The organism is Proteus sp. CD3 (assembly GCF_008808075.1).
GTDB classification, from domain to species: Bacteria; Pseudomonadota; Gammaproteobacteria; order Enterobacterales; family Enterobacteriaceae; genus Proteus; species Proteus appendicitidis.
On sequence record NZ_CP019686.1, the window covers coordinates 2,947,223 to 2,959,741 of the forward strand.

11 protein-coding genes are annotated in these 12,519 nt (G+C 37.1%); 4 read left to right on the forward strand and 7 right to left on the reverse strand.

Annotated features, from left to right (window positions below; translation table 11 throughout):
* Positions 1–162: 162 nt before the first annotated feature.
* From ispC to rpsB, 5 genes are all read right to left on the reverse strand, one after another.
* Entirely contained in the window at positions 163–1,356 is a 1,194-nt protein-coding gene (gene ispC / locus BTA34_RS13230) for a 1-deoxy-D-xylulose-5-phosphate reductoisomerase (RefSeq protein ID WP_151435975.1), read from the reverse strand.
* 192 nt (positions 1,357–1,548) lie between these two features.
* Entirely contained in the window at positions 1,549–2,106 is a 558-nt protein-coding gene (frr, locus tag BTA34_RS13235; protein ID WP_099074409.1) for a ribosome recycling factor, read from the reverse strand.
* 111 nt (positions 2,107–2,217) lie between these two features.
* The gene (gene pyrH, locus BTA34_RS13240) at positions 2,218–2,946 is read right to left on the reverse strand and encodes a UMP kinase (RefSeq protein WP_023582710.1); all 729 of its coding nucleotides are present in this window, start codon (positions 2,944–2,946) and stop codon (positions 2,218–2,220) included.
* Positions 2,947–3,082: 136 nt separating this feature from the next.
* Positions 3,083–3,934: a translation elongation factor Ts gene (tsf, locus tag BTA34_RS13245; RefSeq protein WP_072064261.1), complete on the reverse strand. Its 852-nt coding sequence runs from the start codon at positions 3,932–3,934 to the stop codon at positions 3,083–3,085.
* Between the two features lie 135 nt (positions 3,935–4,069).
* Positions 4,070–4,795 carry a 30S ribosomal protein S2 gene (rpsB, locus tag BTA34_RS13250; RefSeq protein WP_023582712.1) on the reverse strand — a complete coding sequence of 242 codons (726 nt, stop codon included), beginning with the start codon at positions 4,793–4,795 and terminating at the stop codon, positions 4,070–4,072.
* A 596-nt stretch (positions 4,796–5,391) separates the two neighbouring features.
* Between rpsB and map the strand changes: the two genes are divergently transcribed.
* The 4 genes from map (at position 5,392) to BTA34_RS13270 (ending at position 10,308) form a co-directional block, all read left to right on the forward strand.
* Positions 5,392–6,189 carry a type I methionyl aminopeptidase gene (map, locus tag BTA34_RS13255; RefSeq protein WP_075671708.1) on the forward strand — a complete coding sequence of 266 codons (798 nt, stop codon included), beginning with the start codon at positions 5,392–5,394 and terminating at the stop codon, positions 6,187–6,189.
* A 157-nt stretch (positions 6,190–6,346) separates the two neighbouring features.
* Complete coding sequence (glnD, locus tag BTA34_RS13260) at positions 6,347–8,992, forward strand: bifunctional uridylyltransferase/uridylyl-removing protein GlnD (RefSeq protein ID WP_151435976.1); 2,646 nt, start codon at positions 6,347–6,349, stop codon at positions 8,990–8,992.
* A gap of 34 nt (positions 8,993–9,026) precedes the next feature.
* Positions 9,027–9,851, forward strand: coding sequence for a 2,3,4,5-tetrahydropyridine-2,6-dicarboxylate N-succinyltransferase (dapD, locus tag BTA34_RS13265; RefSeq protein WP_151435977.1), 825 nt, complete (start codon positions 9,027–9,029; stop codon positions 9,849–9,851).
* Positions 9,852–9,921: 70 nt separating this feature from the next.
* Positions 9,922–10,308: a DUF3461 family protein gene (locus BTA34_RS13270; RefSeq protein ID WP_006535910.1), complete on the forward strand. Its 387-nt coding sequence runs from the start codon at positions 9,922–9,924 to the stop codon at positions 10,306–10,308.
* A gap of 145 nt (positions 10,309–10,453) precedes the next feature.
* On the opposite strand, the gene BTA34_RS13275 is transcribed toward BTA34_RS13270, so the two are convergent.
* Together BTA34_RS13275 and BTA34_RS13280 are read right to left on the reverse strand one after the other, a co-directional pair.
* The gene (locus BTA34_RS13275) at positions 10,454–10,897 is read right to left on the reverse strand and encodes a flavodoxin (protein WP_151435978.1); all 444 of its coding nucleotides are present in this window, start codon (positions 10,895–10,897) and stop codon (positions 10,454–10,456) included.
* An 89-nt stretch (positions 10,898–10,986) separates the two neighbouring features.
* Positions 10,987–12,519 (reverse strand): hypothetical protein, encoded by a 1,533-nt coding sequence (locus BTA34_RS13280; protein ID WP_151435979.1) that lies wholly within the window; start codon positions 12,517–12,519, stop codon positions 10,987–10,989.

Here is a 12,519-nt window from a genome sequence, read left to right on the forward strand (position 1 = left end):
AAAAAAAACCGTGTCACCCACGGCCTTTGGCAAAGCCTCAAAGTTGCTAAAGCAATAGCCTTAGTAATGAACTGTTAATTTTCATTATTGTCTTTAGTGATTCGGCAACTATACCATTAGCCAGAAAGACGAACAAACACCCTATATTAAATATAATCACCATTATACAAATTGAGTGATTATCTGATGAGTTTCTAATCTTGCTAATTTATCAATTTCTAGGACATCATTAATGCTTTGAGGCTCTGATAAGTCAAAATGTTCAACAACTTTGCGATTAATTTTAGCAATATCAGTAAATTTCACTTTTTCGTGTAAAAATGCATCAACAACTACTTCATTAGCTGCATTTAACACTGTGGTTGCCGCTTGTCCACGTTTTGATGCTTCAATAGCAAGTGCTAAACAAGGGTAACGTTGATAATCTGGACGAATAAACTCGAGAGATTGAATCTCAAAGAAATCTAATGCTTTTGCACCAGATTGAGTGCGATGAGGATAAGCCATTGAGTATGCAATTGGTGTTCTCATATCTGGCTCACCAATTTGAGCAATAATACTGCCATCACGATAGCGAACCATTGAGTGAATGACAGATTGTGGATGAATAATAACTTCCATTTCTTCTTCAGAAGCATTAAAGAAGTAACGAGCTTCAATATACTCAAGCCCTTTATTCATCATTGTTGCAGAATCAACCGAAATTTTACGCCCCATAGACCAATTTGGATGCGCACATGCTTGATCTGGCGTCATTGCTTCCAGTGCTTCTAATGGCGTATAACGAAATGGTCCGCCAGAGCCTGTTAACAAAATGCTTGTTACACCTTCATTGGCTAAAGATGCATGACCTAGGTTTTCTTGAATTGCTTTAGGTAAGCTTTGATAAATTGCATTATGTTCGCTATCAATGGGTAAAATTGTCGCGCCATATTTAGCCACCGCATCAAAGAAAAGACGCCCACTCGTTATCAGTGATTCTTTATTTGCTAACAGAATTCTTTTGCCTTTTTCAATAGCTGCAAGTGTCGGTTTTAATCCCGCAACACCAGTGATAGCAGACATAACTTGATCAGCTTCATCAAGAGCCGCAATTTCATTGATCGCATGAGAGCCAGATAGAATTTCTGTTTTACAAGATGTATTAGCGAGTAACTGCTTAAGTTGGATTGCACTTTTTTCATCAGACATCACAGCATATTTAGGCTGGAAAGCAAGGCACTGTTGCGCCATTTTGTCTGCATTTTTTCCTGCGGCTAGAGCAAGAACTTGATACTCATCAGGATTATTTTCAATTACGGAAAGAGTGCTAGTTCCGATAGACCCTGTGGAGCCTAATATAGTTATTTGTTTCATTTATTAATCAATCAGTATGTCTACAACGTTTTAATTAAAGAGAATTATATCAGTATGGCAAGGTAAATGAGGATTAAAGATGAAAACTTTAATAAATAATGTGACAAAAGAAGGTATTAAGCACGAATTTTCAAATAAATAATTAAAAATAATGCCGCTAAAAAGCGGCATTATCGAAAAAAGATATAAAAATTAGAATTCCATTAACTCTGCTTCTTTCAGCGCTAATGCATCATCAATTTTTTTAATGAACATATCAGTTAACTTCTGAATGTCATCTTGTGAACGGCGTTCATCATCTTCGCTGATTTCTTTATCTTTCAGTAATGCTTTTACTTTATCGTTAGCATCACGACGGATATTACGAACAGAAACGCGACCTTGTTCTGCATCACCACGAACAACTTTGATTAGATCTTTACGACGTTCTTCAGTTAATGGAGGCAGTGGAACACGGATAATGGTGCCAGCAGATGAAGGATTTAAGCCTAAATCTGATGCCATAATCGCTTTTTCAACAGCCGGTGCTAAAGTACGGTCGAATACAGTGATTGCCAGTGTACGGCCATCTTCTGCGACAACGTTAGCAACTTGGTTTAATGGCGTTGGCGCTCCGTAGTATTCAACTACAATGCCATCTAAAAGGCTAGGAGACGCACGACCAGTACGAACTTTATTAATCTGGCTTTTTAGTGCTTCAACGCTTTTATCCATGCGTTCTTGAGCATCTTTTTTGATTTCATTAATCACGTTATAAACCCTTGGGAACTGGTTATCTTCCAGTCGATATGAAATCATACCGACATAAATGAATTGGCGTACCTAGATGTTAACGCCAAATTATACCGTTGTCTCTGTGTATTAAGCGTGAGAAATCAAAGTTCCTTCACTTTCACCCATTACAACCCGACGTAATGCACCCGGTTTATTCATATTGAATACGCGGATAGGTAAATTATGATCTCGGGCTAATGTGAATGCAGCAAGATCCATGACTTTCAATTCACGTTCTAATACATCCTGATAAGTCAGCGTTTCATAAAGTACTGCATCAGGATCTTTGGTTGGATCGGCAGAATAAACGCCGTCCACTTTCGTTGCTTTTAATACAACGTCAGCTTCAATTTCAATACCGCGTAAGCACGCAGCTGAATCGGTAGTAAAGAATGGGTTACCTGTACCAGCCGAGAAAATAACGACTCGACCGTGACGTAATAAGCTAATTGCTTCTGCCCAACTATAGTTATCGCAGACACCATTCAGTGGAAATGCAGACATAAGGCGTGCGTTTACATAAGCACGGTGCAATGAATCACGCATTGCTAAACCATTCATTACTGTCGCGAGCATTCCCATGTGGTCACCCACAACACGGTTCATACCTGCCGCAGCAAGACCTGCGCCACGGAACAAGTTACCACCGCCAATTACGACACCGACTTGTATACCTAATTCAACGAGTTCTTTGATTTCCTGAGCCATGCGATCAAGTACGCTCGCATCGATACCGAAACCTTCTGCGCCTTGCAGGGCTTCGCCACTCAGCTTTAATAAAATTCGCTGATATACAGGTTTTGCATTGGTAGCCATGGTGTTCTGTCCTAAGCAGATTAGTTAATTGGAGGTTTTAGATAGCTTCTCTTTTTAACAAAAAAAAGCAAACAGCCAGTGGAGATTACAACAAAACAGAACCGCCATTAGGCGGTTCTGTTAACGCTAAGCGTTATTATTTGCTCATTGCAGCAACTTCTGCTGCGAAATCAGCTTCAACTTTCTCAATACCTTCACCAACTTCGAAACGAACGAAGTTGATAACATCAGCATTGTTTTCTTTCAGCAGTTCACCAACAGTTTTGCTTGGATCCATTACGAAATGCTGACCAGTCAGAGAAATCTCACCGGTGAATTTGTTCATGCGACCGATAACCATTTTTTCTGCGATTTCGCGTGGTTTACCTGATTGCATTGCGATATCCATCTGAATTTGGTGCTCATGTTCAACAACATCAGCAGGAACATCTTCAGGACGAACATATTCTGGTTTGCTTGCAGCAACGTGCATAGCAATATGTTTGATCAGCTCTTCGTTAGCGCCTTTAGCTGAAACTAAAACACCGATGCGAGCGCCGTGTAGGTAAGTACCTAATTCTTCAGCTTCTAATACAGCAACACGACGAATATTGATGTTTTCACCGATTTTAGCAACTAATGCAGTACGTGCTTCTTCGAATTTAGCTTTCAGAGCATCGATATCATCAGTTTTGTCTGCTAATACAGTAGCCATAACTTCTTTACCGAAAGCGATGAAACCAGCATCTTTAGCAACGAAGTCTGTTTCACAGTTCAGTTCAACCAGCGCACCGAATTTACCATCAGCAGCAACTTCTGCAAGGATGATACCTTCAGCAGCAACACGGCCTGCTTTTTTAGCCGCTTTAGCTTGACCTGATTTACGCATGTTGTCGATTGCTAATTCGATATCACCATTAGCTTCAACCAGCGCTTTTTTACATTCCATCATGCCTGCGCCAGTACGTTCACGCAGTTCTTTTACCAATGCAGCGGTAATTCCAGACATTTGTTTCTTCCTCGACTTTTCTATGGGCTAGCCATAGATGTTCTCATAGCAGATGTGTAAAGGGGGCCAATTGAGGCCCCCTAACCAATATATAGCAATACCTGGTTAAATAAGGGCTCTTACGAGCATGCCTTATTATTCAGCTTCGACTAAGCCTTCTTCAGCCTGAACAGCCAGATCTTGAGAACGACCTTCACGAACAGCTGTAGCTGCAGCGGTCAGATATAATTTAACCGCACGGATTGCATCGTCATTACCAGGGATAATGAAGTCGATACCATCTGGATCAGAGTTAGTATCAACGATAGCAAATACTGGAATACCCAGGTTGTTTGCTTCTTTGATAGCAATGTGTTCGTGTTCAGCATCGATAACAAACAGAGCGTCAGGTAAACCGCCCATGTCTTTGATACCACCCAGGCTGTTTTCTAACTTACCAAGTTCACGAGAACGCATTAACGCTTCTTTCTTGGTCAGTTTGTCAAAAGTACCGTCCTGAGATTGTGATTCTAAATCTTTCAGGCGTTTGATTGACTGACGAACAGTTTTCCAGTTAGTCAGCATACCGCCTAACCAGCGGTGGTTTACATAAAACTGGTCACAGCTTTCTGCTGCTTCTTTAACAGCTTCAACGGCAGAGCGCTTAGTACCAACAAACAGGATTTTGCCTTTACGAGAAGCAATTTTGTTCAGTTCAACCAGAGCTTCATTGAACATTGGAACAGTTTTTTCCAAGTTAATGATATGAACTTTGTTACGCGCACCAAAGATGAATGGTTTCATTTTTGGATTCCAGTAACGAGTTTGGTGACCGAAGTGAACACCGGCTTGCAGCATATCGCGCATTGAAACAGTTGCCATTTTAGACCTCTATAAATTTAAATTTGGGGTTATTTCGTCCACAAATCCCATACGACCGACTCATCAGCTGTAAAGATTTGACCTTTACATAAGAGCACCCCGGCGTTATGTGCCGATTTGTGTGTGTAATTAACACAATTGAATGTTTCAGATTTACTGCCATTACTCACAGTGTGATGCAATAACAGAACTCCGGCGCGCTTTATACCATAAATAACCTCAAAAAACCACCATTACTTACGTTTACCACGGGCTTATTTGGCATAAAAACACATCATTTGAACAAAGAAAAAAGCAAGATTACCGCAATGATGATAAATATTGCTCTAATATCAATTTGCTAGAAAACACCAAATAGAAAAGCGCAATATGTAAAGACAATCAGATTAAGAAGGCGTAATGTTCGTCATTATTCTCGATATCAGACAGATTGCACATATCCTCTTTATTGGCACACCTACTTTCTGCTGATATCATAAATGGTAATCAGAATTATTTCTCATCATCATTCATTTAACCTGCAATACAAAATATGAATGCAACAAAGTGTGTTATCTAATTCGTATTGTGGCTTTTAATCTAGACGAAGAACTCAAATGGCTATTGTAATCAAGACAGAAGAAGATATTCAAAAAATGCGCGTCGCAGGTCGTCTTGCGGCAGAAGTTCTTGAAATTATCGCACCGTTCGTAAAACCTGGCGTAAACACCGCTGAATTAGACCGTATTTGCCATGAACATATTGTTAACGCACAACAGGCTATTCCTGCTTGTCTTAACTATCATGGTTTCCCTAAATCAGTTTGTATTTCGGTTAACGATGTTATTTGCCACGGCATTCCTAGCGAAGAGAAAATCCTTAAAGATGGCGATATCGTTAATATTGATGTCACTGTCATTAAAGATGGTTTTCATGGCGATACTTCAAAAATGTTTATCGTAGGTAAACCAACAATACAAGGTGAACGTTTATGCCGTATCACCCAAGAAAGCCTCTACCTTGCCATTAAAATGGTTAAACCGGGTATTCGCTTACGTGAGCTTGGCAAAGCAATTCAAAAGTTTGTTGAAGGTCATGACTATTCTGTTGTCCGAGAATATTGTGGTCACGGTATTGGTGAAGGCTTCCATGAAGAACCTCAAGTTTTACACTACGATGCAGATGATAGCGGTGTTGTGCTACAAAAAGGCATGGCATTCACCATTGAGCCAATGGTAAACACAGGTGATTACCGTATTCGTACAATGAAAGATGGCTGGACTGTTAAAACGAAAGACAGAGGTTGGTCTGCGCAATACGAACATACGTTAGTCGTTACCGATAATGGCTGTGAAATCATGACATTACGTAAAGAAGAAGAACCGTTTATTTCTGCAGTATTAGTTAACGAATAAACTTCTTTTTTAGCTAAAAATGTAAAAGCGACATATTTTTTCGAGATGTGTCGCTTTTTTTATTTTATTTGCTACGAAATAGCAGAATCACTAGTCAGGTTATCGTTTTAACATTAGTCTTAATGTCATAAGCAAACATTGAGAAAGAAGACGAACAATGACTCATAAAAACGCATTTCAAACTCCGCCCCCTTCCCCTTTTTTGCTGACAGAAAATACCCAAAATTGTGCTGAACTTAAGCAATCAATCGAGCAATTTCAGTCTTGGTTAACAGATGCTTTCCATCATGATGTTGATGTCGCTTTATTACTTCAAGCCCGTAGCCATTTCATTGATCAACTCTTAACGCAATTGTGGCGCTATACACAACTATCCGATTATCCAGACCTTAGTATCATTGCTGTCGGTGGTTATGGCAGGCAAGAATTACATCCACTTTCTGATATTGATCTTCTCTTTTTAAGTGAGACACCTTTATCACCAGAAGCAGAAGATAAAGTCAGCAAACTCATAACATTACTGTGGGATGTACGTCTTGAAATTGGTGCCAGTGTTAGAACAATGGAAGAATGTCTTTTAGAAGGTCTTTCAGATTTAACGGTTGCCACAAACTTACTAGAAGCGCGTCTTATTTGTGGGAATAATTCACTTTATCAGCAATTAATTAACCATATTTTTAGCCAAGGGTTTTGGCCATCACCTGATTTTTTTGCTGCAAAAGTTGAAGAACAAAAACAGAGACATCAGCGATACCATAGCACTAGTTATAATCTAGAGCCGGACATTAAAAGTAGCCCTGGTGGACTGCGCGATATTCACACCCTAATTTGGGTCGCACATCGCCATTTTGGTGCCGCATCAGTGTCTGAAATGGTCAACTTTGGCTTTTTAACACCGGCAGAAGGACAAGAGCTATTAGAGTGCCAATACACGCTATGGAAAATTCGTTTTGCTCTCCATCTTGTACTTTCTCGTTATGACAATCGCCTATTGTTTGATAGACAACTCAGCGTTGCTCAACTTTTAAATTATGAAGGTGAAGGCAATCAGCCCGTTGAAAAAATGATGAAAGATTATTATCGCGTAACTCGTCGCGTGAGTGAGTTAAACGATATGTTACTTCAACTCTTTGACGAAGCTATTCTTGCTCTGCAACCTAATGTAAAACCACGACCTTTAGACAATGAATTTCAACTAAGAGGCTCCTTAATTGATGTTGTTGATGACAGTTGCTTCCTTGATGATCCTATCGCTATTATGCGCCTCTTTTTACGTATGGCAGAACATAAAGAGATCACAGGAATTTATTCAACAACTCTCCGCCATTTACGTTACGCTCGTCGGCATTTAGTTCAGCCGTTATGTGAGTACCCACTAGCTCGTCAAGTTTTTATGCAGATCTTGCGCCATCCTCGCGCAGTTTCTGGTGCTTTCGTTCCTATGCACAAACACAGTGTATTAGCGGCTTACTTCCCACAATGGAATAATATTGTGGGTCAAATGCAGTTTGATTTATTCCATGCCTATACCGTTGATGAACATACCATTCGTGTTTTACAAAAACTTGAAAGTTTTGATTCTTATGAAAACCACGAACAACATCCGCTTTGTGTTGATATTTATCCCAAACTTCCTCAACTTGAATTACTACGTTTAGCTGCACTTTTTCATGATATTGCCAAAGGTCGCCATGGCGATCACTCCATATTAGGAGCCAAAGATGTTGCTCATTTTGCTCAGCAGCATGGCTTAAACCAAAGAGAATCGGCATTAGTTGAATGGCTTGTTAGTCATCACTTACTTATGTCGGTTACAGCGCAACGACGTGATATTCAAGATCCTGACATTATTTTTCAGTTTGCATCAGAAGTAAAAAACGAAAGCCGATTACGTTATCTTTTATGCTTAACGGTTGCGGATATCTGCGCAACCAATAGCAGCCTATGGAATAGCTGGAAACAGAGCCTATTACGTGAACTTTTTCTATCAACAGAAAACCAGTTACGTCAAGGTATGCACTCTATTCCTGATTTACGTGAACGTATTCGCCATCATCGTTTGCAAGCACTAACTATTTTACGAATGGAACAGGTTGATGAAGATAAATTGCAAGCAATTTGGGGACGTTGCCATGCTGACTATTTTTTACGACACACTCCCGAACAAATTGCATGGCATGCGCTAGCATTAATTGAGCATAATAGTGCTGAACCTATGGTGTTAATCAGCCAACAAACTGAACATGGCGGCACTGAAATCTTTATTTGGTGTGCTGATAGACCTTCCCTTTTTGCATCTGTTGCAGGTGAATTAGATAGACGTAATTTAAGTATCCATAACGCTCAAATTTTTACTAACCGCGATAATATGGCGATGGATACCTTTATTGTATTAGAGCCTAATGGTAAACCTTTGGCGATTGATAGATATAATGCAATCCGTAACGCGCTGATCCAAGTTGTATCAGCCCCTTATAATGCCAATGCAAAAACACGCTCATTACCAGCCAAATTACGTCATTTTGATGTTCCGACGAAAATTAACTTTATCGCTTCTAACCATAATAAGCGTACTTATATGGAGCTATTTGCACGAGATCGCCCGGGATTATTAGCCATTATAGGTAAAGTTTTTGCTGATCTTTCACTTTCATTACATGGCGCAAGAATAACCACAATAGGTGAACGTGTTGAGGATTTCTTCGTATTAACCGATAGCGAAAATAATGCGTTAAACCAAAAAATGAAGGATGAAGTCGTAGAAAGGTTGACAAAAGCCCTCGTTTCAAAGGATAAAATATAGGAGCCCACGACAATACATATAGGAAATACTATTAATGCAAGCATTACAATCTATTATTGATAACGCCTTCGAACATTGTGCTGATATCACTCCAAATAACGTAGAGCCACATATTCGTGATGCCATTAATAGCGTTATTGCACTACTAGACAGCGGAAAAATGCGTGTCGCGGAAAAAATTGACGGTCAGTGGATAACTCATCAATGGTTAAAAAAAGCGGTTCTACTTTCTTTTCGTATTAATCACAATCAAGTGATAGATGGCAATGAAAGTCGCTATTTTGACAAAGTGCCTATGAAATTCGCTGATTATGACCAAGCACGTTTTGAAAAAGAAGGTTTTCGTGTTGTTCCTCCCGCAGCAGTTAGACAAGGGGCTTACATCGCTCGCAACACTATTTTAATGCCATCTTATGTCAACATTGGTGCTTACGTTGATGAAGGTAGCATGGTTGATACATGGGCAACAGTAGGTTCATGCGCTCAGATAGGGAAAAATGTCCATCTCTCTGGTGGTGTTGGTATTGGTGGCGTTTTAGAACCACTACAAGCAAATCCTACCATTATTGAAGATAACTGCTTTATTGGCGCTCGCTCTGAAATTGTTGAGGGTGTTATTGTCGAAGAAGGCGCTGTTATTTCAATGGGCGTTTATATTGGTCAAAGTACCAAAATTTATGACAGAGAAACAGGCGAAGTACATTATGGCCGAGTTCCTGCTGGCTCTGTTGTTGTGTCAGGCAATTTACCTTCTAAAGATGGAAGCTACAGTCTTTACTGTGCCGTGATCGTGAAAAAAGTTGACGCAAAAACGCGTGGAAAAGTTGGTATTAATGAATTGTTAAGATCTATCGACTAATATAAGAACAGCGGATAGAATTAATTCTGTTCGCTATTCTTTCACTCATCTTTCTATCAGGTGCCAATATATGTACGATAATTTAAAAAATTTAGGGATCCCGCATCCTGAAGATATTGACCGCTATACCCTACGCCAAGAAGCTAACAACGATATTTTAAAAATCTATTTTCGCAAAGATAAAGGTGAATTCTTTGCAAAAAGCGTAAAATTTAAATATCCACGCCAACGTAAAACAATTTCTGATGGTCAATCAGGACAAGGTTTTAAAGAAGTAAATGAAATCAATACTAACTTACGTTATGTTATTGAAGAATTAGATCAAATTTGCCAACAAGACCAAGTAGAAGTCGATTTAAAACACAAGATCCTAGACGACTTGCGCCACCTTGAGCATGTTGTAGCAAATAAAATTGCTGAGATTGAAGCTGATTTAGAAAAACTGACTCGCCGCTAATAACAAGCCATATTAGCTGATATGTATGTCCGTTTTATAAAAAGCACCGCTTACTTACTGTATAAAACAGAAATAAGCGGTGTTTTAAAATACAAAATATAATTCACTATTTTATTAACCAATCAAATATTAGATTATTTTCTACTTAATCTAATAGGTTAACCCAGTTTTCAAGCCACTCTATTGCAAATACTTCTGGCTCCGCGATATCTATACCGTCTATTTTTAATATTTCGCCAATACGCTTTGCTTGATGCTCTTGTAACAACTCATCAAATTTCATCCCTGCACCACAAAAATAGTCATAGCTACTATCGCCTAAGGCAATCAAGCCATAACTTAGGTTTGGCTGATATCCTACATTATCACGTAGTTCATGAAATAGAGGCGCGATGGTATCAGGTAAATCACCTTGCCCAGTACTTGACGTTATCACAAGCACTGTTGAATATTTTTCCCAATCTGCGAGTGTACCGTCTTCGTAAACATTAGCTTGATGTTTATGTTCAAGTAAAATACGCTGTGCCTCTTCAGCAACTGCTAATGCATTACCATAAACTGTACCTACAAAAATGCCGATTTTAGCCATAATGTTTAGCCCACTTAATATTGTTTGATAATTCACCAACTAAACATCAAACATATAATATTGTCAATTCATTCTCAATGAGAATAAATTCACTCATCCTTTTTAAAAAGAGATTGTTTAAAATTATCCCACTTACTCTTTTCTCCATATAAATAACCTAATAAACTTTCAGGATAATTTATTTTAGATAACTTTGATGTAACCATTAAACAAATATCACCGATAATGAAATATTTATTTACTTCTTCTTTATAAAGTTCAAGATAAGATGATATTTTATTAATTTCACTCTTATAATCAATTAATAAACTAACAGATTCATTATGTCTTTTAGGAAAAAATAATTTATATACTTTAGAAAAAAAACCTATTTCCTTTCTTTTTATACACTCATCTAATAATGATAAGCACTCATTTGTTTTTGTTGTAATTTCATTAATCGAACTGCAAGAACTATTTTTAATTGCTATATTGGAAACTTTATTTTTTATTTTCTTTTCATAATCATTATAAGCATTAGAGAAAGACTCCAGCGATTTTAATTCAATCGCTAAGGAATCTGTATTAGATTCCACCTTTCTCGTCATTTCTAATAATTTATTAATCTCGATTTTTTCTAATTTTTCTTCTCTAAATAAATTAATATAATCTTGATAAAAAACATTAAGTGTTCTATGTGCTTCATTAAATTTACTATAATTATTTAAGCGTTCTCTTATATATCCTCCATCATCTTTTTCATTAATAATTTTATAAAAATCTTCAAGCGAACCATCATCCTTAATAAAATTAAAGGTATTATTAGCATTACTAAGACTTGCATATTTATAATATTTATTTATTACATTATATAATTTATTAATATTTTCATTAAGAAAATTAAATGATATTTCAAATTTAGTAAGCTCAGATTTAATCTTTTCTTTATTTAATGGATTATTATCTTTATTAAAACAAATTTTAATATTATTATCATCTTTACTTTCTATTTTAACTTTATTTTCTAATTTAACTTGATTATTAGCAGCTTCTACATTACCTAACTTAACAAATATATATTTTTTCTTATCCACTATAAAAGGTAGGTTACACCCGGGGTTTAACTCTATTGTTTTATTTTTCATCTCTTCAATTAATTTACTAATAGATTTTTTATTAAATTTACACAAAAGATTCTTCTCAAAAAATAAATTAATAGCTGGATTATTATCTTTATTAAAAATTTTATCTTTCAGAGAAGAAGAGTCTGTTTTACTAATTATAGTATCAATAAAGTTTTGTATAGTATCTAATGAGTTAAGGTTTATAGCTGTAAGATAATTAATATTTTCTCTATCTAAACAATCACTACCGAATTTATTATTAGCTTTATTAATTTTATCTAAATGATGAGGATCATCTTTTATATATTCATTAATTACATCAGTTAATTCACTTTTTATTTCAGCGAGAAAATTATTATCAACATAAACGTTACTCATTTTATGTTTTAAAATAAAAAAGCTATCATTAGGTAATGAGTTTGAACAATTAGCTATTTTTTCAGATAGTAAAAACGCTACATTTTCTCTTTTATCATTTGCAGGTAAAACATTTGCTAACTTATTGAAATATACTTCCAT